General features: G+C 69.5%; 24 protein-coding genes. 17 read left to right on the top strand and 7 right to left on the bottom strand.

Going from position 1 to position 22,337, the window contains the following annotated elements:
* Positions 1 to 209 precede the first annotated feature (209 nt).
* Positions 210 to 1,001, bottom strand: a complete 792-nt coding sequence (locus tag P2L57_RS36065) for a ParA family protein (RefSeq protein WP_275822053.1) — start codon at positions 999 to 1,001, stop codon at positions 210 to 212.
* 261 nt (positions 1,002 to 1,262) lie between these two features.
* Here P2L57_RS36065 and P2L57_RS36060 point away from each other — a divergent pair, with 261 nt between their 5' ends.
* The 17 genes from P2L57_RS36060 to P2L57_RS35980 all read left to right on the top strand — a co-directional run bounded on the left by P2L57_RS36060 (position 1,263) and on the right by P2L57_RS35980 (position 16,152).
* Positions 1,263 to 1,499, top strand: coding sequence for a hypothetical protein (locus tag P2L57_RS36060; RefSeq protein ID WP_275822051.1), 237 nt, complete (start codon positions 1,263 to 1,265; stop codon positions 1,497 to 1,499).
* A 3-nt stretch (positions 1,500 to 1,502) separates the two neighbouring features.
* Positions 1,503 to 1,862 (top strand): hypothetical protein, encoded by a 360-nt coding sequence (locus P2L57_RS36055; protein ID WP_275822049.1) that lies wholly within the window; start codon positions 1,503 to 1,505, stop codon positions 1,860 to 1,862.
* A 58-nt stretch (positions 1,863 to 1,920) separates the two neighbouring features.
* The gene (locus P2L57_RS36050; protein WP_275822047.1) at positions 1,921 to 4,617 is read left to right on the top strand and encodes an ATP-binding protein; all 2,697 of its coding nucleotides are present in this window, start codon (positions 1,921 to 1,923) and stop codon (positions 4,615 to 4,617) included.
* Positions 4,617 to 7,082 carry a hypothetical protein gene (locus P2L57_RS36045; RefSeq protein ID WP_275822045.1) on the top strand — a complete coding sequence of 822 codons (2,466 nt, stop codon included), beginning with the start codon at positions 4,617 to 4,619 and terminating at the stop codon, positions 7,080 to 7,082. Before P2L57_RS36050 ends, P2L57_RS36045 begins: the two co-directional genes overlap by 1 nt.
* A complete protein-coding gene (locus P2L57_RS36040) occupies positions 7,082 to 7,621 on the top strand; it encodes a hypothetical protein (protein ID WP_275822043.1) in 540 nt (179 codons plus the stop codon). The genes P2L57_RS36045 and P2L57_RS36040 overlap by 1 nt, the downstream gene beginning before the upstream one ends.
* On the top strand, positions 7,621 to 8,664 hold the full coding sequence (locus P2L57_RS36035; RefSeq protein ID WP_275822041.1) for a C40 family peptidase: 1,044 nt from the start codon (positions 7,621 to 7,623) through the stop codon (positions 8,662 to 8,664). Before P2L57_RS36040 ends, P2L57_RS36035 begins: the two co-directional genes overlap by 1 nt.
* A gap of 225 nt (positions 8,665 to 8,889) precedes the next feature.
* Positions 8,890 to 9,126 carry a hypothetical protein gene (locus P2L57_RS36030; RefSeq protein ID WP_275822039.1) on the top strand — a complete coding sequence of 79 codons (237 nt, stop codon included), beginning with the start codon at positions 8,890 to 8,892 and terminating at the stop codon, positions 9,124 to 9,126.
* Positions 9,127 to 9,130: 4 nt separating this feature from the next.
* Positions 9,131 to 9,535 (top strand): hypothetical protein, encoded by a 405-nt coding sequence (locus tag P2L57_RS36025; protein ID WP_275822037.1) that lies wholly within the window; start codon positions 9,131 to 9,133, stop codon positions 9,533 to 9,535.
* Between the two features lie 106 nt (positions 9,536 to 9,641).
* Positions 9,642 to 10,235 carry a hypothetical protein gene (locus P2L57_RS36020; protein ID WP_275822035.1) on the top strand — a complete coding sequence of 198 codons (594 nt, stop codon included), beginning with the start codon at positions 9,642 to 9,644 and terminating at the stop codon, positions 10,233 to 10,235.
* Positions 10,232 to 10,555, top strand: a complete 324-nt coding sequence (locus tag P2L57_RS36015) for a hypothetical protein (protein WP_275822033.1) — start codon at positions 10,232 to 10,234, stop codon at positions 10,553 to 10,555. Before P2L57_RS36020 ends, P2L57_RS36015 begins: the two co-directional genes overlap by 4 nt.
* A 117-nt stretch (positions 10,556 to 10,672) precedes the next feature.
* Positions 10,673 to 11,029, top strand: a complete 357-nt coding sequence (locus tag P2L57_RS36010; RefSeq protein WP_275822031.1) for a hypothetical protein — start codon at positions 10,673 to 10,675, stop codon at positions 11,027 to 11,029.
* A gap of 241 nt (positions 11,030 to 11,270) precedes the next feature.
* A complete protein-coding gene (locus P2L57_RS36005; RefSeq protein WP_275822029.1) occupies positions 11,271 to 11,909 on the top strand; it encodes a hypothetical protein in 639 nt (212 codons plus the stop codon).
* Between the two features lie 210 nt (positions 11,910 to 12,119).
* Entirely contained in the window at positions 12,120 to 12,749 is a 630-nt protein-coding gene (locus P2L57_RS36000) for a ParA family partition ATPase (protein WP_275822027.1), read from the top strand.
* A complete protein-coding gene (locus tag P2L57_RS35995) occupies positions 12,746 to 13,762 on the top strand; it encodes a hypothetical protein (protein WP_275822025.1) in 1,017 nt (338 codons plus the stop codon). Before P2L57_RS36000 ends, P2L57_RS35995 begins: the two co-directional genes overlap by 4 nt.
* A 280-nt stretch (positions 13,763 to 14,042) precedes the next feature.
* Complete coding sequence (locus P2L57_RS35990) at positions 14,043 to 15,278, top strand: helix-turn-helix domain-containing protein (RefSeq protein ID WP_275822023.1); 1,236 nt, start codon at positions 14,043 to 14,045, stop codon at positions 15,276 to 15,278.
* 80 nt (positions 15,279 to 15,358) lie between these two features.
* Entirely contained in the window at positions 15,359 to 15,970 is a 612-nt protein-coding gene (locus P2L57_RS35985; RefSeq protein WP_275822020.1) for a hypothetical protein, read from the top strand.
* Positions 15,967 to 16,152, top strand: coding sequence for a hypothetical protein (locus tag P2L57_RS35980; RefSeq protein ID WP_275822018.1), 186 nt, complete (start codon positions 15,967 to 15,969; stop codon positions 16,150 to 16,152). The genes P2L57_RS35985 and P2L57_RS35980 overlap by 4 nt, the downstream gene beginning before the upstream one ends.
* A 267-nt stretch (positions 16,153 to 16,419) precedes the next feature.
* Here P2L57_RS35980 and P2L57_RS35975 read toward each other — a convergent pair whose 3' ends face one another.
* The 6 genes from P2L57_RS35975 to P2L57_RS35950 are packed head-to-tail and all read right to left on the bottom strand — an operon-like array spanning position 16,420 to position 22,044.
* Complete coding sequence (locus P2L57_RS35975) at positions 16,420 to 17,148, bottom strand: coenzyme F420-0:L-glutamate ligase (protein WP_275822016.1); 729 nt, start codon at positions 17,146 to 17,148, stop codon at positions 16,420 to 16,422.
* On the bottom strand, positions 17,148 to 18,203 hold the full coding sequence (locus P2L57_RS35970) for a glycosyltransferase family protein (RefSeq protein ID WP_275822014.1): 1,056 nt from the start codon (positions 18,201 to 18,203) through the stop codon (positions 17,148 to 17,150). The genes P2L57_RS35975 and P2L57_RS35970 overlap by 1 nt, the downstream gene beginning before the upstream one ends.
* Complete coding sequence (locus tag P2L57_RS35965) at positions 18,200 to 19,084, bottom strand: phosphoenolpyruvate carboxykinase (ATP) (protein ID WP_275822012.1); 885 nt, start codon at positions 19,082 to 19,084, stop codon at positions 18,200 to 18,202. The genes P2L57_RS35970 and P2L57_RS35965 overlap by 4 nt, the downstream gene beginning before the upstream one ends.
* A complete protein-coding gene (locus P2L57_RS35960) occupies positions 19,081 to 20,307 on the bottom strand; it encodes a methionine adenosyltransferase (RefSeq protein WP_275822009.1) in 1,227 nt (408 codons plus the stop codon). The genes P2L57_RS35965 and P2L57_RS35960 overlap by 4 nt, the downstream gene beginning before the upstream one ends.
* Positions 20,255 to 21,190, bottom strand: coding sequence for a Gfo/Idh/MocA family protein (locus tag P2L57_RS35955; RefSeq protein ID WP_275822007.1), 936 nt, complete (start codon positions 21,188 to 21,190; stop codon positions 20,255 to 20,257). Before P2L57_RS35955 ends, P2L57_RS35960 begins: the two co-directional genes overlap by 53 nt.
* Positions 21,187 to 22,044 (bottom strand): sugar phosphate isomerase/epimerase family protein, encoded by an 858-nt coding sequence (locus P2L57_RS35950; RefSeq protein ID WP_275822005.1) that lies wholly within the window; start codon positions 22,042 to 22,044, stop codon positions 21,187 to 21,189. The genes P2L57_RS35955 and P2L57_RS35950 overlap by 4 nt, the downstream gene beginning before the upstream one ends.
* Positions 22,045 to 22,337 lie beyond the last annotated feature (293 nt).

Here is a 22,337-nt window from a genome sequence, read left to right as displayed (position 1 = left end):
CGCCTGGCTGTCGTGTCGCGAACCGGTGACGTCGCGGGGTCCGGGGACGCCGCCCGTGTCGGGTCGCGGTGACGGGGGCGCTGTCGTGTCGGGAGCGAGGATGACGTCAACCGGGTCCGGCTCGATCCGCTCGTAGATTTCGGCGGGCTCGTTCCGTACTCGCTTTCCGGTGCGTTTTCCCGCTCGGCTCTGCTCCTTCGCCTCATCCGTCACCGCGCGCTCCCGTCCTGCGCGAGAAGGCTGTCATAGAACTTCTGGTAGACATCGGCGACTTCCTCCAGATCCCGTCCGCCGAATTCACGGCATGGCGTGTGGTAGCTTTCGACCGCTTCCCGCACCCGAACTTTCCGGGGTACGGGTGGGTCCAGTAGTAGATTCCCGAATCTGCTTTTCATGGACTCCAGAACTCGCCGGGAGTCGCGAGCGTCGTCATAAGCCGCAACGACAATGCCCGCTATGGCCAGTTCCGGGTTTCCTTTCTCACTGATCCGCCTGACGGTGTAGCGCATCTCTTCCGCCCCTTGTGCGCCCCAGATGGATGCCTGCGCGCAGATGAAGAGATGTTCCATGCCGAGGAGTCCGGTCGCGGCAAGCCGTCCGATATCACGAGGCAGGTCGATGACCACGTCGTCCACCATGTCGGCGATTTCCCCAGAGAGCCGGGCACGGCGCAGCGTCGCAATTCCATGCGGCGTCAAGTCTGTTTCTCTGTTGGCCAGGTGGCGGTCGGCGGGTGCCAGGAGGACGTTGTCCCAGGCCGTTGGGATCAGGACGTCTCGCAGGGCCAGCGGTCGGGCGGTCGCCGGGTCGGGCGGGGCGAGGACGTCCTTGATGCCGATGCGGCGCTGTTTGGGCTCCAGCACGTCGGTGGCGTTGCCCTGCGGGTCGAGGTCGAGGATGGCGACGCGGCGCGGTCGGCCATGGATCGTGCGTCTGGTCGCCGCATACGCCAGCTCCAGTGCGCTGACGGTGCAGCCGACCCCGCCCTTGTGCTTGCCCACGCCAATCCACATGCCTGTTCCACCTGTTCCGGCCGCCATATCTGACCGACCACCCGGTTTTGGTTACACGCGACATGGTAGGGCTGAGTCTCTGAGCTGCGAACATCCCTCGTAATGGTGGGTATTTGGGGTTCGCAGAAGGCGCTTGACAGCCTATCCTGGTTACCCATATCCCGTAAGTCACACGCGATTTGACGCGCGTGACCTGGATTCCCGCAGCGCATCGAGGAGACAGCTGTGCACCCCCTCCACCCCCATCTCGTGGACCTGGCCGCCGCATCCACCACCGGCCTCAACAACTGGATCAAGGCGAACGTCGTCCAAATCGCCTGCGTCATCGCAGGCCTGATCATCGTTTTCCGGGCGAAAGCCAAGGACTGGGCGGGCAGCTTGGTGACGCTCTCCGTCGTCCTGCTCGGCCTCGGCGTGATGGCGATGGGCGCCGGTAACAACGCGCAGAACATCGGCGGCTGGCTACTCGGCCTGATCTGGAGCTGACCCATGCGCATGCCCACAGACGACGCCGTGTACGAGGTCGACGACGTCTTCCTCGGCCCACCGCGCGGAACTCTGCCCTGGCGCGCCCGCTACCAGGCTTACGCCGTCGGCGGCGTCCTGCTGCTACTCATGCTGATCACCGAGAAGAAGCTGGGCATCATCGGCTTCTGGCCGGCGGTCTACGGGCTCATCGCCGTCATCGGCACCACCCGATACGTCATGCGCCACGTCACCCATGAGCACACCGTCAAAGCGCTGATCCAGACCTTCTGGCACGAGGTCCGCGCCCACCGCCCCGCCGCACGCCCGGCCACCACGACCCAGATGTCCCTGACATCCGTCCGCCGCACGCCCGGCCACTGACCGCACCACCTGCCCTACCGCTACCTGCCCAACACAGGTCGACCGAGGGAGCCCCTCGTTGAAGCGCACCGCACCCACCGCACCCACCGCGCCCACCACTGAAGACCGCAAGCGCCGCACCCTGATCCAGCGCCTGACCACACGCCAGGACGCCACCGCCGAGGTCCGCAGCGAACCGACCGGCCTTCTGCTGTCCGACATCATCGGCAACCTGACCATCACACGGTCCGGACACGTCACCGCCTGGTACGTCGCCAGCCCACAGCGGTGGTCCTTCCGTACCATCGCCGACCGCAACGCCCTGATCACCGCCCACGCCAGCCGACTGTCCGAGCTGACCGGGCGTCGCCTGCACATCCGGGTCACCCACCGCCCCTACCCCGTCGCCCGCTGGGCGCAGGAACTCGATAACTCCGTCATCAATCCCCTGCCGAGCTGGCGGCAGTACCTCGCCGAGGAGCAGGTCAAAGTCGCCCGCCTGCCGCTGGACGACAAAATCGTCTACTACGGGGTGCGCGTGGGGAAATTGACCCAACTCGGGCGCACCGCCCGGAAGTTGATCGGCACCGCCATCGAGCGCGAGATCGCAGGACTGCAGCGCGACATCGGGGACGTCGACCGGATCATGGCTGGGCACGGCATGGACGCCACCCCGGCCACCGCCAGTGACATGGACTGGCTCATGACCCGCTCGCTCGGCCTGTGCCTGCCCGCACCACTGGACCTCCGGCAACAGCCCACCGACATGTGGGAGCCGACCGACCTGGCGGAATGGACCTCAGGCATCGAGTGGGCAGCCCCCTCGCCGTACGCGCCGCACATCGTGGTCTCAGGCGAGCGAGAGGGCCAGCCGGTCAGCCGGTACGTCTCGGTGCTCACCCTCGGACGGATGGAACTGCCCCCCATCCCGGAGGTCTCCGGACCCTGGCTGCAGCGCCTGGACCAACTCCCCTTTCCCTACGAGCTGGCCGCGACCATCGATGTGCGCGTCAGTGCTGAGGCGGGCGATGAGATCCGCGGCCAGCTCGCCCAGATCCGTCACCAGGTCAGGCACCACCAGGAGCACGGCGTCGAGGTGCCGATCTCGCTGGCCCGCCAGTCCGCCCAGGGCCAGGTGATCGAGGACGAGACCCGTTCCGGGCCGTCCGGGCTTAACACCCGTATCCGCGGCTGGTTCCGGGTCGCCATCGCCGCCACTGACGAAGAGCGGCTGCGCGACCGGATCAAGAAGGTGAGCGACCTGTACGGGGAGCACATCACGGTGGTGCGCCCGGCCGGGCAGTACGCACTCGCCCGCGAGTTCATCCCCGGCGAGCCGTTGAGCACCGAGGCCTACAAGCGCCGGATGCCGATCACCACCCTCGCTGGTTCCCTCCCGGCGGTCTCGGCGGCCGTCGGCGATCGGAGGGGCTTCAATCTGGGCTTCACCTCCGGTACTTCTCGGCGGCCGGTCATGTGGCATCCCTGGCACGCTCAGGAGGTGCGAGAGTCCTCCGGCCTCACCCCCATCGTGGGCACCCTCGGCAGCGGCAAGACCGCACTGGGCGGGGACACCGTCTACAACACCAGCCTGATGGGCGTGCCGTGGGTCGTTCTCGACCCGTCCGGGCCGGTGGGCCGGATCTGTGAACTGCCGGAGCTGCGGCCCTACTCCAAGGCGATCGACTTGATGAACGCGGAGCCGGGCACCCTCAACCCGTTCCGGATCGTGCCGGACCCGGAGCGCAGCCACTACACCACCGACCAGTTTTGGCAGGAGGCCGACCGCGAGGCCGCCGCTGAGGCTGCCTACCGGCGTGAGCTCCAGCGTGCGGCCGGTCACCGGCGCACCCTCGCCGTCGATGTGTTGCTCGGGCTGCTGCCCGCGCAGATCGCCGCGACCCCCGAGACGTACATGGTGGTGCTCAAGGCCGCTGAGCGGGCAGCGGCCACCGCGCACGCTTCTCCGCGCGACATCATCGCCGAACTGCGCCGGATCGAGGGCAGTTACGAAGAGCATGCGCGCAACATCGCTGACCTGCTCGACTCGGCCGCGGCCCTGCCGCAAGGACAGCTCATCTTCCCGGCGGTCGACGCCGGGGACGACCAGTACCAGACCCGGCACTGGCGCTTGGTGGTGATGAGCCTGAAGGGCCTGAGCCTGCCCAACGCGGAGACCGCGCGCGAGGACTGGTCGATGGAGGAGCGGTACTCCGTCCCGCTGCTCTACCTGGCCGGCTGGTACGCCCAGCGCTCGATCTACGCCCGGGACCTGCACGAACGCAAGGGCCTGTGGCTGGACGAGTGCCACGAGATGCAACGCGTCTCCTCGGGCCGTGAACTGATGCGCAAGAGCGGCCGGGACTCGCGCAAGCACAACGCCCGCGTTCTGCTCAGCACGCAGGACGGTGAGGACGTCTACGCCTCCGGCATCACCAACTGGGTCGACTCCGTCTTCGTCGGCCGCACCACCGGACAGGCCGCCCAGCGTTCCGCGCTCAAACTGCTCGGTGTTGAGCCGGACAACGGATACGAGGCGATGCTGGCCGAGCTGTCCGCCCAGGCCCATGACGCAAAAGACCGCCGCCGTAACCGGGAGTTCATCTACGCCGACGGCGCGGGCGGCATTGAACGGATCACCGTCACCATCAACCGTCCCGCGTTGCTGAACGCCCTGGACTCCACCGCCGACCCCCACAAGAGCCACTCCGCATCGGGTGAGGCCAACCCGTGGACAAACAGCACGGTGCAGTCTCTGGTCAAGGGGGCACGGTGATGCTCCGTTCCGTGACAAGGCGGCTGCGCGTCGGGCGCATCGGCGTCGTGATGAGCATCGTGATGATGCTCGCCGCGCCTTTGTTGATGGTCATGGGGCCGATGGCACCCACGACCCATGCCGACCCCAAGCCTGACCCGTGTGTCGACGTGATCAGCCCGGCACTCAAGCAGGCCTGCGAGAAGCAGGCCCAAAAGGACGCCAACAAGGGCGGCGGGAGCAACAACCCTTGCGACCAGCTGTCCGGGGTCGCCAAGCAGTTCTGCAAACCACCGCAGGGCACCGACAGCAACGGCAAGCCGTGCGCGGATGCCGGCCCGATCAGCGCGTACTGCAAGGGGATCGGCGGTGGTGACAACGGCGGCGGTGGCCTGCTGGACAACATCACGGGCGACTGCAAGTCCCCGCCACCGCTTGAGGCACCCGGCGACGGCATCCTCGGCGGGATCGACTCCGGCCCGGCCCGCACCCCCACCCCACGAGATCCCGGCGCCAAGGACGCCACCTCTCACCTGTACGAGCAGTACGGCTATGCGGGATTGCATTGGAACACCTATGACCTGGGGTGCGGCGGCTCCGTCCGCGATCCCAACGGGGCGTTCGAGAACTGGATGGCCAATGACGTGTTCACGTGGGCGAAGACGTGGACCGCGTTGACCGTCCAGATGCGCCAGAAGGTCACCGACCCTTCCTTCCTCGGCAGCCTCGACCCGATGATCGAGCAGGCCACCAAGGCCGTTCACGAGGCCATCTTCGACCCCTGGATCGGTCCCTCGCTCGTCCTGCTCGGCGGAATCCTGGTCTTCCAGGCCCGCAAGCGCGACCTGCCGCGCGCCCTGTCGGGCGCCGGATGGGCGTTGATCGTCATGACGGTCGCGGCCGGCGTTTTCTCGTACCCCATCCAGGCCTCGCACTTCGCCGACTCCACGATCAAGAGCACGGTCGGGCAGATCGACCAGCACCTGGCCCAAAGCGGCAACGGCGACGGCAGCGGCGACCAGGCCCCGGCCACCGCACACGGCAACATGTTGGTGCGCAGCGTGCTGTATGAGCAGTGGCTACGCGGCGAGTTGGGCAGCTCCACCAGCCCCACCGCCCAGAAGTACGGCATGGCTCTGTTCGACTCCCAGGCGCTGACCTGGGCTGAGGACCGGCTCCCGCAAGCGGACCGGCAGAAGGTCGTCGCCACCAAGAACAAGCAGTTCCAGGCGATCGCCGCCACCATCCAAAAGGAGGATCCGGCCGCCTACGGGCACCTGACCGGCCACACCCCCGGACGGCTCGGTGCCGCCGTGATGAGCTGCTTCGGATCGATCGCGGCCAACACCTACTCTTTGCTCGCCGATCTGATCATCTTCGGTGGTCTGCTGCTGATCCGATTTGTGATCATCCTGCTGCCCGCGGCCTGCGTCGTCGGCGCGCACGAGCGCACCTCCGGCGTCGTCCGCAACGCCTTCACCTCCATCATGGCCGCCGTCATCAACGTGCCCCTGTTCAGCTTGTGCGGGGGGCTGTCCGTCCTGGCCACCGAGAAGATCATGGCGTCCAACAGCGGTATCCCCGGCTGGATGCAGATCGTCCTACTCCTGATCATCGACGTGGTCCTGTGGGCGCTGTCCAAGCCCTTCCGGCGCTTCATGGTGATGGTCAACCCGAACCGCGACTGGGCCACTGAAAGCGTCAGCCCGCTCGGCGCGCCGGGCCGGTTCGCCAAGTCGGCCGCCCAGCACTACCTGACCACCCGTTACATGCGCAAACTCATGCGCCGCAACACCGGCGCGATCGACGATCTCAACGACACCGTCGAATCCCAAACTCGCCCAGAGGAGACCGGCTACGGCGGCGGCCGTCAGCCCAACTGGGGCGACTGGTGGGACTCCAGCACCGGCGCCAGCACCTCCGGCAACAACCCCACCCCGCCGCCCGGCGGCCCCAGGAACAACGGCGGCGGCAGCCCGGACTTGTACGGGGATTACGAGACCGACACCATCCCCAGCGCCCCCCACGGCACCGGACGCCACCAGCCCCTCGGCGACGGCATCTGGGACGTCGACGGCTGGGAGGTCTGGGAGGCCGACCCCGTACGCAGCGGCAACTCCCTGCCACCCGCCAACACCTCAGCACCGACCGCAAACGGCCACCGAAGCAGCGGCGCGCCCACCGGCCCGGTCGGCAACGCCCCGCTGCCCAGCCCCCGTCCGGCGCCCGCCATTCCCGCGCCCGCCAGGGCGCCCCAACTGCCCTCCGGCTCCGCTACCGCCGAGCCACAGCAAACCGATGACGCGGTGCAGCCCGTATCGCACCCGCGCGTGGTCCAGCCCCAGGCGGACCCGGACGGCCACCAGGTCTACGTCCTGTACAACCCCGACGACCGCGGATACGTCGTCCGCGACGACCGCACCCCCGACCCCAGCCAGCGCCAGCACCCCAGCCTCGGCCTGGGTGAACCCGAGGGAGACCGATAGTGCGTGATCTGCTCGGACAGGCCTGGCGTTGGCCCCTCTACAGCGCCAAGCGGCTGCTCGTCAGCACCATCGCCGTCATCGCGGTCCTCATCGCGGTCAGCGCGATCAACCACTCCGGGACAGGGCACCGGCACGCCGCCCCCGCCGGGTCCTCCCCCACCTCCGCACCGGCCAGCACATCACCGGACACCTCGGCCTCCCCCTCGTCGACCGCGACCAACTACTCACAAGCCATCGACACCGCGCGGGCGTTCGTGACCGCCTGGGCATCCCACCCCGCCCAGAAGGACGAGTGGCTGGCTGGCGTCACCCGGTACGCCACCACCGACTTCGCCAACTCCCTGGGCAGCGTCGATCCCTCCAACGTCCACGCCACAAAGATCACCGGAACACTGAAGCTCACCGACACCGGCAGCAGCGACCAGACCTCGGTCGCGGTGCCCACCGACGGCGGCACCGTCTCGGTCACGCTGACCGCAGACGGCACCGGCGGATGGCAGGTCAGTGACCTGCGGCCGGGTGCCCAGGCGGCGGAGTGATGGCAGCTCCCGCCGCCTGGGCGGCCACCTCACCGGTCGGTCGCCGGATGCTGGCGATAGCGGCCACCGGGGCGGCATCCGCCGTCCTGGTGGCCGTCGTGGCCGCCGGAGGCTGGCTTTCCTCCAGCAACGCCACCACGGGCATGTCGAACGTCGACTGCGCGGTGAACGGCGTCTCTCTGACTGGCGACAAGAACACCGGAGGCCTCGGACTCGACACCGATCAGGTCCGCAATTCCCAGATCATTGTCGGTGTCGGAGTAGGTATGGGCGTGCCTCTGAAGGGTCAGATCGTCGCCATAGCTACCGCCCTGCAGGAAAGCGATCTGCACAACTTGGATCACGGCGACCTGGACTCGCTTGGGCTGTTCCAGCAGCGGCCGTCCGCCGGCTGGGGATCCCGCGACCAGATCATGGACCCGCAGTACGCGAGCAGGAACTTCTACGCCCATCTGCTCAAAGTCCCCAACTGGCAGGACATGTCCGTGACGCAGGCGGCCCAGGCGGTGCAGGCCTCCGGGTTCCCCAACGCCTACGCCGCGCACGAGCAGCAGGCCGTGCAGATCGTCGGCGCGGTCGCCCCGTCCGGCACCCAGCAGATCAGCAGCGACGGGTGCGCACCCGTCGGCGCCACCAGCTCGGCCGCGGTCAATCAGGTCCTCAACACCGCACTACAACAGGTGGGCAAGCCGTATGAGTGGGGCGCGACCGGCCCTGACTCCTTCGACTGCTCAGGACTGGTCATCTACGCCTGGCGTAAGGCCGGATACCAGCTCAACGTCCGCACCAGCCAAGAGATGTACAGCATCGCCCTGCCGGTACCCAGCGGTCAGGAACAGCCCGGCGACCTTGTTTTCTCGGGTTGGAACGAACAAGGGCCCGGACCTGGTCACGTCATGATGGTGGTGGCCCCGGGCACTCTGGTCGAGGCACCGCACACAGGGCTGGATGTGCGGGTGCGGCCCTACAACGCCACTCAAGAGGGGCTGAAATTCGGCCGGTTGCCGCAGAACGCCCTCAAGCCCCTCCCCCTGGGGGGATAGAGCCCCGAACAACGAGAAGCCGGATGCCTGCCGGTGAACCGGTGAAGACCGCTGACTGGATGGCGTGGCCGACACACCGACACGGAAGTGTCCAGGCGATTGACAAGTGTCCAGCCGCTAAACAGTATGGGGGTGTCGGTTTCTCCGACACCCCCTCACCACGCAGGGCGCGGCTCCCGCTTCCCAACGATCGCCGCGCCCCGCCCTCAACAAAGAGGTGCCCCATTGTCCACCATCACCCCTGAGGCCGGAATCGAGCCCCAACAGGCCAAGGACTGCGCGATGATCCTCGCGGAGTTGGCCACCGCCCCCGACGACATCTCGGTGCTGACCGCCGCTGCCGACGTTCTGCCCGCCTTGTCCGACCGGGTCCGCCGCCTCACCGCCGCCCCCGGCACCGAGGACGACGACTTGCTCGAAGTCGCCCGCGTCGCCGGGGTACTCATCGAGAGGACCGCCTGATCCCATGACCGCCGCATCCAACACCACCTTCCATGTCCGTCTGGTCTTCGGGCCGACGGGCAGGTGGAGCGCAAAGGTTGACGAGTTGCCGCAGGTCAACGCCGTCAACCGCTCGCTCAGTCAGTTGGAGCGGCACGTGGCCGATGCCATCGCCCAGTCGCAGGGGCTCGCAGTCGAGGCTCTGCGGCTGGAGGTCACCCGCTCTCTCGGCGACCCCGACCTGGACGCGCGGGTCACCAAGGCCCGCGAACTGCGCGATGCCGCTGACCGTCTGGCCGAGGAGGCGCGCACGGCCGCCGGGCCGCTCGCGCGCATCATGGTCGACCGCAACATGTCCGTCCGGGACGCAGGCACTCTCCTCGGCATCAGCGGCTCGACCGTCTCCACGCTCACCGCCAAGAGCGGCTGACCCTCAAACGGCTCGACCGGGAACACCACGCCCGACTCACCACCGGACGCCCGCCGAGCTGACCGATCCACCCGCACACCCTGCCCAACACCAGGGAGCAATGCTCATGTCCGACACCCCCCGCTGGCCTGCCGAACTCGCAGGCAGCATCGAATCCCTCAAAGCGGCGACCATCCGCTCTCGCAGCGCCTTCCGCACCGCACTGCGCACGGCCACCGCGCTGCGCTCCGAGACCGACGCCATCCACATCAACGCCGACCACCACACGCTGTTCTCCGCCATCGTGCTGCAGGGCGGCGCGCCGCACCATCCCTACGCCGGCACGCTGGCCGAGGTCGCCTTCTCCCATCACGGTCTCGCGATGAGCCTGAGCCGCGTGTGGAACCGTGCGGCCTACGCCTACGCCTACGGAACCGCCTCCTCCCTCCTCGCCCTCCACGCCGGGCAAACACCCCGCCAAGCGGCCGTCTCCGTCACCGACTTCGTGCCCTCCCCAGCCACTGTCGTCCCCGCACTGGCCGAGGCCTACGAGAAAGCAGCCGCAGCCGAACGGACACCCGCCGACGGCGGCATCGGCGGCGGCCGCTCCTTCGACGATTGGGCAGGTCGCGCCGAGGCATGGCACCACTTCGCCGACGCCGCAGCCCGGAAGCTGTGGCTACGGCTGTGCGACCTCAGCCAGCCCACCACGACGCGGTGACCGCCATGGACACCACCTGCAGCCCGCACGCTGATCAGGACATCGCCCGCACCATCGCCGCCGTCCGCGCCCTCACAGACCTCCTCGACACCTACGGCGCTCAACTGCCGCCCATGGCCCGCTGGGAGATCGAAGACGGCCTCGTCCGCGGACAGTTCGGTGACCGCGGCGACTCCGCCGTCAGCATCCTGCGCCAGACGCACCGGCTGTGCGGCGGCACCCTCGCCGTCCGACAGCGCCCCGGCGGCCGTCGCTACCTCAGCGCGCGTTTCACCTGGAAACAACACCGGTTCGAGCTCTGGCTTGCCTCCACACGCTGACCTGAACCCCACCGACCGCCGGAGCACGGGAGACGACCGCATGTCTGCCCAACACCCCGTGCTCCGGCCCCTCCCCACCCCCTCCCCACCCCCTTCGCACCACCGGAGGAATCCACCGTGATCCGTATCCCCTTGCGCAGGCCTCGCCCGCCGGAGCCCGAAACCACCGGCGACGTGCACGCCCTCGGCACAAGGTTGGCCGGACAGATCGACACCACCCTCGATCCGCGCAGTTTTCGCACCGACCCCGAGCCGGTCACCCCGCGCCAGATCCAGGCCCGCGTGCTCACCCTCTTCGACCAGGCCCTCGCCACCACCCGGCAGATCGCCGAACTGGCCGACGCCGCCAAGGCCTCGGCCGTCCCCGACCACACCCTGTCCGCGCTGTTCGACGCGTCCGCCGCCTGCCAGGAAACCCTCGCACCACTGATCGACGCCGCGATGAGCACCTGCCCGCTGCCCAACGAACAGTGATCCCCGCTGTGGGAGAGGTCCTGCCGCCTATCGCGACGGCATCGACACCTACGAGCACTACCGACACGCATAACGCCCAAGACAGCCAGGCTCGCCCCGCAACGTGACACAGTGACCACAGGCCCGCGCCGGTTCTCCCCCGTACCGACGCGGGCCTGTTTGCATGCCGTCCCACCATCGTCGGCGCAGATACGCCCCGCGCCCGCTGCCGCCCAAGCACGCCCCACGGGATACTGCGGACATGGAGGAACTGCCGGACCTGGAGATCGAGGGAGGCGAGTGGTACCGCGCCGTACCGCCCCCCGCCGTCCCCGTGCCCGCACGCCACATGCCTCCGGAACTCCACGGCAAGCCTGCTCTCGCCGTCATCGACGGCCTAGGAGCCCTCCACGACCTGCGCATCCTCGGCGACGCCCACCAGGACCAAACCGGCCGCTGGGTCAACGTCGTGCCAGAACTCGACTACTGGCGCACCCACATCACCCCCGGCACTTCCGCCCCCGCACGCCGAGTCCCCCTCGACCAGGTATGGGTCGAACACCGCCTGCCCTACGAAGCATCTGCAGAGCGTCCCTTTACGGCGGCCGTCCCCGCCAGCGACCCGAACGCCCTCCTACGTCGACTCGCGCCGGGCCCCGGCACCCCCGGCGGTCGAACCCCGCTACCAGCCCGCACTGTTCCCCACCTCCACGGCCGGCGCATCATCCAGGTCAACCCCCTCGGGTTCGCCTGGAACTTGCGTGCGGTCTCTGAGCCGTACGACCTGGACGGCGAGATCACGGTCAACGTGGTCAGCGCACACGACTACTACCGCTGGGTCATCACCGGGAAGGCGCCCGACCCGACTCCCATCGCGCTGTACTTGCTCTGGACGGAGTAGTTCTGCGAGGCCGCTGTCTCAGACCAGACACTGTGACGCCGCGCCACCAGCGCCCGCGGCCGAAGGAAGCGCCCGATCCCCCATTGCCGAAACGTCGTGATGAGATACGCCCAGGTCCAAGCGGCGGTGCCGCCAGCGCTGTTCAAGCCGAGACGAGGAAAGCCCGACCGGGGAGACAGCGAAAGAGCCGGGTCTCGGTACGCTCGCGGCATGCTCATCGCGCACGTAAGTCCCAGGACCATGGGCAAGACGACCAACGCCGCATTCCTGGCACACGCCATGCACGAGCGCGGCTACCCGATGATCGGCTACGACGCCGACCACTCCCAACAGCTCACGAGGTGGGACGCGAAGGCCAAGTTCCCCTTCCCCGTGCTGGGCGCAGCGTCCGAGACCTTCCACATGAACGTCCCGAAGACCCTCCCGCCCGACACCATTGGCATGATCGACTGCGGCCACGCCGAAGACCACGTGGGCGTCACCTCGTCGGTGCTGCGCTGCGCAGACCTCGCGATCCTCAACTCGTCTCCGTCGACAGCCGACCTCTACCGCATCCGTGATCTCCCCATGCGGAAGGTTCTCGACGATGTCGCCCCGCTGCGCCTGGACTCAAAGCCACCGGAAACGTGGGTGCTGCTCAATCGCTGCCCGCCCCAGTCCAACTCCAAGGCGGTGCCCGACGCCCGTAAATGGTTCGCCAAGCGTGGGTGGAATGTCTTCACCACCACGGTTCCCTTCCTCCAGCAGTACTCCCAGGCGATTCCGTTCGCTGTGAAGGGAGCGGGCTCGCACCTGGACGAGTTGGTCACCGAGATGAAGGACAGGGGGCTGATCCCGTGAGCCGTCCCGGTATCGCCGACCTCGATGATGACGACCTCGAAGAGGGCGCCGGGGCCAGCGACGTCCCCAGCCAGGGCAGCAGCCCAGAGAACGTTCCCGCCGTGCTGGAACCCGTGAAGGTGGCTCAGGGACGACCCCGGCCGGCCCTGACGCTGGCTGATCTGCCGGAACCGGAAGAGACCGAGGCCATCGGCCCGCTCACCGCAGAGGAGGAGAGCCTTCTCCAGCTCTGCATGCGCGGCATCGAGCAGTTCGAGAACGCCTGGTGGGTCATGGGCAAGTCTCTGGCGAACATCAAGGCCCGGCGTCTCTACCGCAAGACACACGACAGCTTCGAGGCCTTCTGTTGGGACAACTTCAGGAAGTCCCGTGCCACCGCGTATGAGGAGATGACCGCGTACGCGGTTGGGGAGCTGGTCTCTGCGCGTGCAGACAGATCGTTCGAAGGGAATTCGAACGGAGTGTCTGCGCGTGCAGACAGATCGTTCGAAGGGAATTCGAACGGAGTGTCTGCGCGTGCAGACCCCGCTATCAGCAAGAAGGCCGCTGCCGCGGTGAACACGATCACACAGGACTATGGGGCCGATGTCTCGGTGGCCGTCGTCGAGACGATCCGGGACGCCGCTGGCAAGAAGGTGCCAGTCAAGGTCATCACCGGCGTCGTGCAGAAGCTCCCCCGCAAGAAGGAGCAGGAGCTGACGCAGGAGGAACTGACGGCTCGGGCCCACGAACTCGCGACCGCCCAGGCCCAAGCCTCCCTGAGGAACGGTGAGCAAGAACGCCAGGCCGACGGTGCGCCCGGCACCGCCATGGCCAGCCTCCACACAGCCCTCTCACAGCTCAAAGCGGCGCACCTCGCCCTTGCCCCGGCAAAGGTCAAGCAGGCACTCGAAGAGGCACCAGAGGAGGCCGCCGAGCTCCTGGCCGATGCCGAGGACACAGCGGTCAAGGCCGCCAACCGAGCGCGTCAGCAGCTCCAGCCAGCTCGCAAGAGGGGCAGGCCACGTTCTTAAGCGCGGCGAGGCGGTCTCGTACGTACGGCTCCAACCCAGCATGCGGTCTTGGATTGCTGGTTCAGGAGGGGGGAACGCAGGTGCCCTTCCGGCCGACGGCCGCGATATCCGCTCGTCGGCCCGTGCAGCTCGGCGAGCGTGACAGCAGCCTCGCCTGTCAGGCCGGGGTACACGAATGTCTCCGTCAGGCACTGGCTGGGCGTTCATGTATCGGGCCCGGCGGGTGAGGGGTACCGTCCCGTACAACTCGACTTCAACGAGCGCCAGGACGAAGGACATCATGCCCGACCACACTGACAGCGGCATCGGTGCGCGCGTCCGCGTTGCCCGTATCGCTGCTGGACTGACGCAAACCGAACTCGCCGGGCTCGTAGGACGATCTACCCGCTGGCTGGAGGACGTAGAGGCCGGGCGCCTCACTCTCGACCGGTACAGCCTGATCGCGGCCATTGCCGAGACATGCGCGGTGGACGTGACGTATCTCCTTGGCCTTCCCTACCGGCTGGCCGCCGACAGCGGGCCGACAGCGCACTCTTACGTGCCCGCGCTGCGGGCCGTCCTGCGCCGTTCCGGGCTGATCCTGTCCGGGCACCCGGGGCTTGTTCCGGCCGCTCCTGTGGCGGCCGTCGACCGGATGCGGCAGCAGTCGCAAGCCGCCAACCGTGCCCGGCAGGGCGCGGCTCTCCCACAGGTGGCGTCGATGCTTCCGGGCATGATCGAGGACCTCAATACCGCGATCCTTCTCCGCGGGGCCGAGACCATTCCCGCCCTTCACCTGCTTGTGGACGCCGCCCGTACCGCCCGCGTCACGTTGAACCAGCTCGGCTATCCGGATCTCGCATGGGTCGCGGCAGAGGTAGCGGCCGGTGCGGCAACCCGGCTTGACGATCCGATCAGCAAGGCCCGCGTGGCATGGGACCGGTGCGGGGCGCTGTTGCACCAAGCGTCGCTGCGCGAGGTCCTGGCCGTCGCTGACGCCGCTCTGTCGGATCTCGCCCCTGCCGTGGCCACCGGGGCCCGAGAGGCGATCTCGCTGCGCGGCGCGCTAATCCTGCGGTGCGCGGTCGCCTCGGCCCGCGCCGGACGCCCGGATGATGCGTGGGCCCACATCGACGCCGCCCGTGTCGACGCGAACCGGCTCGGCGAAGACTGGCACGACCTTGCGCAACAAACTGTATTCGGCGTGGCGAACGTCGCCGTGCACGCGGCAGAGGTCGGAGTGGAGATAGACCAGCCGGATAGGGGGCTGGAGTACGCCCCGCCGCAGTCGGTTGCGGTCATCCCCTCTCGGGAGCGGATCACGCACTACCGGATTGACCAGGCCCGCTCCTGGCACCGCATGGGGCGTAGCGCGGCGGCGGTCGCAGCGCTGCGGCAGGCCGGCGCAGGCGCCCCGTATCAGGTCTATGGCGACCCCATGGCCCGAGCCTTGGTGATGGACCTGACCCGTACGGGTGTACCGTCGCAGGCCGCCGCGCTGTCCGGCCTGGTGCGGAACATGGAACTCGTCGGCTAACCACCGTGTGGCATATGCCAGTTGGGCGACCCACAGTCGGGCTGTGGGTCGCCTTCTTCATGCGGCGGGACGCTCACCCCATGACCGCTACTCACAGCCATGACGTGATCACTAGCGGGGGTGTGCACATGACCCGCGCATTGCACGGACGTGACCCCATCGCATCAGCCCAGGCATACAACGCCCTCGGCTGGCCAGTGATGATCGGCCATCGCTGGCGACGCGGCCCAGGCTGTACCTGCGGTCAAGGACCCGCCTGCCCCACGCCCGGCGCTCACCCCATCGCCCAGCCGTCCGTCCCGCTGACGGCCGACCAGATCCCGGCCGCGCTCGAAGCCGCGCCGGGCGCTGCGCTGATCACCTCATGCACCGCGTTCGACGCGGTGGTCATGCCCCGTGCCCTCGGCATGGCGCTCATGGTGCTCCTCGACCACTACCACGTACCGGCGCCGTGCCTGACGGTCGATCACACCACCGCAACCGTCCTCGTCGCCCCACAGACCGCCTACGGTCTGTGCGGCGGCCCGTGCACCGTACGGCGCGGCGGTGCCGACTGGATCGCCCTGCCGCCCTCCTACGGCATCCGCTGGGACACGCCGCCCACCTGCGATGTGCTGCCCACAGGCGAGCGCGTACGCCCGCATCTCGCGCAGGTGCTCAAGCTCGCAGGGTCCGGGGAGGCAGGACGATGAGCAACTCGCGGGCCCAGATCGGCGACCTCGTGCACGACGAGGAACGCGGCTGTCAGGGGGTCGTGACGGACATCCGTGGTGGTCGGTTGATCCTTCGGCCGGTTGCCGGGTCGCGCCAGGAGTGGGAGCCGTCCGGCCGTGTGGAGATCCGCGAAAGCGGCTACGTGGCGGCCCGGCAGTGAGTGCCCGGCACGCGGCCGACCGTGACCCGATCGGCGTCCTGTTATCAGCCGCGTGGGCGGCGGGCAGCGCGGTCACGATGGGGATGCTCGCCGCGCTGGTCACCAGCCCGCAGCCGCCTCCACAGGCCCACCAGCCCGCGCCCGTCACGGTGCCCGACACCGCACCGCCCGACAACGGCTAACTCTCTGTCTCCCCGTGCTCGGTTGAACCCCCTCCCGGGCACGGGGTCGGGCCCGCACCGTCCGCGCCCCCGGTGATCAGCCAGGTCACGGCCGGTGGTGAAGCATCGCGCCCACGCCCCCGTCGCTGGCTGTGTAGTTGATGCCGCGCAGCACAGCGACGGGGGCGCCGCGTCCACGCTGGCCCAGGATGATCCCGGCGGCGGCGGCGATCAGGTCGGTGAAGGTCTCCTCCTGCCGCTTGCCACCGTGCTCTGTGATCCGCAGCGGGGCTACCCCTGCCGCGCCGATGGAGATGACGGTCGCCCCGCGCCGGTCGGCACGGCCGTCGGAGTCCGCGATGACCACGGCCACGTTCGCGCCGGTGTAGGTGATCAGGGCGTCGCGCAGCGCCCGGGCGGAGGCATCCGGGTCCACGGGCAGCAGCCACGCGCCCTCGGTCCCAGCGCGGTCGATCCCTGCGGAAGTCAGCTGGTAGCCGAGGGTGTGCCGGGCGATGATGGGGCCCCGCTCGGTGGCTAGGAAGTGTGAGATCGAGTGGTCGAGGATCAGCTGCACCACCTCGGCAGGCTTGCCGGTGCGGGCCGAGATCTCCACGGCCTCGGGGGTGGGGGTGACGCTGGCCAGGTCGACGTAGCGCTTCTCCGCGATGGACACCAGCTTGCTCGCGACAACGATGATGTCGCCGTCCTGTAGTTCGGTGCCCGTGTTCGTGAGGATGTCGGTGATGGTGCCGCCCAGGTCGTCGCCCATATGGAGCTCAGGGAAGGGTTCCAGGGCGAAGGCGGAGAATCCGGAGGTGGAGGCGGCGGTCATCACGGGGCTCCTGCGGGGGTGAGAACGGCGGTGTGCAGGTGGGCGTGTGCGGCGGCGAGCACCTGGGCCCGCTGCCGTGTGGTGGCGTGCTGTCCGCTGGTGAGCCAGTCGAGGACGCGGCGGGTGTAGTGCGGCCACAGCTGGCGGGCCGCATCGGGTGCCGGGGTACCGGAGTTGACGGCGTGCCAGGCGTCCGCGGCGGGTAGCGGCCAGGAACGTTCATCGTATCCGCCAGGGGGCCCGGTGAGGTCGTACAGCGTAGTCAGCATGGCCTGATGACGGGCAGGGTCAAGCTCGCGGTCGGCGACCCGGTAGAGCGCCGGACCGAGGCCGCGCGGTGCGGGCGGCGGGCTCCAGGCGGCGGTCAGGTGCAGCAGCACGGGGACGGCTTGGTGGTAGATGGCCGGCAGGTGGGGGAAGGACCCGGCGTGCAGCTTGGGCTTCTCCAGCCGTACGGAGGCCACGGGGCCGAGGCGGGCGGCGGTCAGTAGCAGGAAGACGTCGATGCCGTAGCCGTCCACGCACCCCGGCAGCTCGGTGGGCAGCGTCTCGACGGCCCGGAGGGCGGCGGTCATGGTCTCGTGGGATACGGCGAGGTCTCCGGCCAGGGGCTGGGGCACGTCGTGGCCGGTGATCGCGGCGATCAGCGGCCGGGCGAGGTGGTTGGTGAGGTTGGCTTCGTCCCAGTGGCGCGGGTAGTCGGCGATCGCCAGGGCCGCCCCGGCCCGTACGGAGTCCAGCAGCGCGCGGTAGACAGCCGGGTCGGGGTTGCGGGTGTCGGTGTCGGCGATCAGCACTGCCTCGGCACGGGCGACCTCGGGGCGGCGGGCGGCCGCCAGGATCTGGGCGCCCTTGCCCCGCACCAGATGAGTCAGCGAGAGCTTCGCCGCGCGGGTGACTGTGGCGGCGAAGTGCTTGGCGGTGTCCGGGGTGTCGGAGGAGTCGGCGTGGACGATGACCGCCCGTGCACTGTCCAGGGCGGAGCCCACCGCGGCGGCGACGGCGGAGATGGTGGCCGGCTCGTTGCGGCTGGGGAGGATCACGGCGAGGTTCATCGAGCATCAGCCTCCTTGGCCAGCAGGTCAGCGGCCGTCTCGGGGCTGGAGGCGTACAGGTAGTCGAACCGGCAGCCGCCGAGCGCGGTGATGAGGTGGCTGCGCCAGCGAGCCAAGGCGGGCGTGTCCAGTGGCCACACCGGCCCGTACGGCACCGAGCCCTCACCGCTCAGCGGGGTGGGCAGGCCGGAGATGTAGCGGCCCAGGTTCTCGTGCAGCCGCAGCCGTTCGTTCACCGACAGCGGCTTCGCGGGCGTCAACGACGCCGTGGCCAGGCTGGGATGGATGGCGATGCGCACGACCCACACCAGCCGGGCCGGGCCTGCGGCGAAGGGCTCAAGGTCACGCTGGGGCTTGGGGGCCAGCGGCCGGAGCGGGTCCCGGATGGCGGCGGTGGGCTTGCCCGGCCACACCGTCACCGCCTGGACTTCGTCGCCTTCGAGGACCACCAGGTCGTCCCCGGCGTGGACCCAGCCGCGCTCGGCGAGCGCGAGCGCGGTACTGGTCTTGCCCGCGCCCTTAGTGCCGAGCAGCAGCACCGCCCGCCCGCCGGGCGCGTGCAAGGCGGTGGCGTGGACGGTGGCCTTGCGCTGCTGCTGGCGGGCGCGTTCCAGCGCGGTGTAGGTGACGTACGCCAGGGTGTCCGAACTTGCGGCGGTGCGGGGCAGCCGGACGCGCACCGTGTGCGCGTCGGCGCTAACGCCCGCCGCCCCGACGGTGATCTCGACAGCCGCCCTCTCCAGGCCGGTGCCGGACGGCTCCAGGTGCCAGCCGCCGGGCAGGGCCCGGCCAGCCGTCCGGGCGGCCGTGGTGTCCAGCTCTTCAGGCAGCAGGGCGAGGACAGCCGAGATATGGCCGGTGACGATCCTGTGCGCCGTCATCTGGGCACCTGGTCGAGGTCGGCCAGCAGATCCTCGACCGCCTCGACCTTGGGCAGGTACCGGCCGCTGAGCAGATCATCGAGCCAGTCGGTGCGGGCCAGGGTGGCACGCACCAGCTCCTCGGCCTGACCGGTCGGCGCCTCGTTCGCGGTGGTGATCTCGATGGAGGCGGGCTGGTCGTACGCCGCGCCGTTGCGCCACAGCAACCCGACCCGGCAGGGTCCAAACTCTTCGGCGACCGCGCGGGCTGCCATGTCGGCGAGCCAGCCGCCGACCTTGCCGACGTGGTAGGCCGGGTTCTTCCCGAACGTCGCCTCGTTGCCCGCCAGATGGGCGCCGTTGATCACCCCGATGCGGGCGTTGCCCCGCCCGACCAGGCCGTCCTCGCCGTAGTCGACGGCGGATCCGGACAGCGTGAAGTACTGCGCGGAGATGGGGCCGGTGCGGCTGCCCCGGGTGTTGCACACCATCTGAACCCGGCCCGGCAGCCGGTGGGCAAGCACGCTGGTCAGCTCGCGGGCGGAGGCGGTGACCACGTCGTCGAACGCGGCCGAGGTGGCCAGGTGCCCGGCGAGCGCGGGCACGCACACTGTCACTGTCCAGTCCTTGCCGTCTCGGACGGCGAGGGCCTTGATGTCGCTGCCCGCCCACGCCTGGCGGCGGAACCAGGCTTCAGCCAGCAGCACCATGGTCTCCGCGGCCGTGCGCGGGGCGGAGCCGACGAGGTAGGCGGTGTCGTTGGAGAAGGCCCGGGATCGCTCGGGAAGATCGTCGAGCGAGCGTGGGGCGAACCAGTGGGGAAACTTGCTGGAGTCGGTGGTCTGGTGCCGGATCTCCAGCCGGACCCGGTCGAACCCGGGCAGGGCGGCGCGCAGGTGGTCGACGGCGGCCTGCTCAAGGATCTCCCGCACCAGCAGCGGCCGTCCGGCGAACGATGTGGAGATCCGGCCGCCGAAGATGACGCGCAGCGGCCGGTCGTAGACGCCGTCGGTGTCGGTGAAGGCGGCCCGGCCGCCCAGGACGGCGACCTTGTCCAGGTTGTGGTGCAGCACCGCCCCCGCCACGTCCAGGCAGTGCCGGCTGTAGCGGATGGAGGCGAGCTCGGCGATGCCATCGGCGAGGGTGTCGGGATGGCCGACGCCCTTGCGCTCGACGACCTCGACGGCCAGTTCATGCGGCAGCGGGGTGCGCTGCCCGGATGCGGCGTGCGTCGCGGTAGACACGGTCGATCACCTCCAGCGGGCGCCGCAGCGCCGACAGCGGGAACAGGCAAGGATGAATGGGGCCTTCGGCGACGGCGTCGAGCACCGCCGCGTACATCCGGCGCCGCAGCCGCTCGTGCGTTGGGGCGTCGCCGGGGTCGCCGAGTCCGGCTTCGAGGTTCCGGCCGCGCACCGGCAGCCGCCGCCCGTCGGCGAGGTGGAGCACGAGGTGGTGGCGGGGCGGCCCGGGGTGGTCGACGCGGGCGTCGATGCGCACCGTCCGCCCGCCGGTCAGCAGCAGCTCGGCAGTGACGTGGTCCTCGGTCTCGGCCAAGCCCCGCCGGTGGACGACCGTGGCGTCCACGGTCCGGGCGTCGCCGGGCATCAACCGCAGAGCCAAGGACAGGCCGTGAATGGCCTGCTGGTGCAGCACCCCGCCAGCGGTGGCGTAGGTGCGACGCCAGTCGCGGAAGTAGCCCGCATCACGCCGCACTGCCAGTACCACCTCCGCCCGCTCGATGACCGGGGGCCATGTGAGCAACTCGTCCAGGCCGGGGGCGAAGTGCGGCTGGAAGGCCACGAAGATCCGCTCATCGCCCGGCTGCGGTGCCAGGGCGGCGGGTTCGGTGGTGGCGGGCTTCTCCACCAGTACCGCGGCCCCGGCCGCGGCGGCGTCCCGGGCAGCGGTGAGCGCGGTGCCGGGCGGGGCGGCCACCACCACCAGGTCCGGGCACAGGGCGGTCAGCGCCGAGCGCCATGAGGCGAACAGCGGGATGCCCGGCGGCAGTTCGGCGAGCGGGCAGGGATCGGCGATACCGGCCACGGTCAGCGCGTCGGCACCCGCGAGGGCGGCCACGTGCTTGGCGCCGACCTCCCCGGCTCCGACCAGCAGCGCCCGCCTCACGCCAGCCCCCCGGGCACGGCCGAGCGCAGGAAGGCTGCCCCCGCGGCGAGCGCATCGGCTGGGGTGACGCGCACGTGGGTCTCCAGCGCGTACGGCAGGACAGGGCACGCGGCGCGCAGCAGCGGCAGCACCTCGCCGTACGGAACAACACCCGTCCCAGCCGGGCAGAACGCCCGGCCCCCGCCCCCAACGGGGCGGTAGTCCTTGACATGCACGTATCCCACGTACGGGGCCAGGGCCCGCACCACCTCGGGTGTGGCCTGGCCAACCTCGTGAAGGTTCGCCACATCCAGCCACAGCCCAAGTCCCTGCCCGTGGTACCGCTCCAGGACTTCCAGCAGCGGTTCGGCGTGCGCGACGGTGCACACTGGCTCGTTCTCCAGCAGCAGCCGCACCCCGGCCCGATTCGCCACCTCCAGAGCCTTCGCCAGCAGCGGGTCACCGGCGAACCGCTCCGTCAGGTCCTCCTCGACCCGCAGGTGGGAGAAGACCCGCACGATCGGTGCGCCGAGGATCCCGGCGACGTTGATCGCCCGCTCCACCCACCCCAGCCGCTTCTCCGGCAGGACCTGGGTGGAGAAGGCGAAGCTGTCCACCCTCCCGGGTCGAGCCTCGGGGCGGCACCACTTCCACAACGGCGAGGCCAGCGCCGTCACTTGAAGGCCACGCTCGTCGGCCAGGGCCCGGATGTGCTTCAGCCGGTCATCAGGCAGCATCAGCGCGTTGGCGCCCTCGGCCGAGCGGATCTCCAGCTGCCCGATCCCCAGCTTCACCGCCAGGTCCATCCCCGGCACCGGATCGGGGCCGAGCTCATCGGGGTTGAGCACCAGCGCGGCGGCCGGGCGTACGTTCACAGTCCATCTCTCCTTTGGCGAAGCGTGTGCGACGGGTCCCGGCGCCGGACCGAGGGGTCCGGCACCGGGGGCGGCGGTCAGGAGCCGCCGCCAGGGGGAGGCGGCTGGGGGACCGGCGGGGCCGGAGGAGGCGGCGGAGGAGGGGGCGGGGGCTGCGGCCCCCAACTGGGAGCCGGTACGACTGCGGCGGGCATCTGTACCTCCAAGGCGAGAAGGGACTGCCACCATCGCCGCCGTCGCCACCGGGACGACATCCCGTCAGCCGCCCCAAAACCCGGACAGATCCCGCCCGG

This window comes from Streptantibioticus ferralitis (assembly GCF_029223525.1).
Taxonomy (GTDB): Bacteria; Actinomycetota; Actinomycetes; order Streptomycetales; family Streptomycetaceae; genus Streptantibioticus_A; species Streptantibioticus_A ferralitis.
This window is presented reverse-complemented; position numbering and strand designations above follow the sequence as displayed.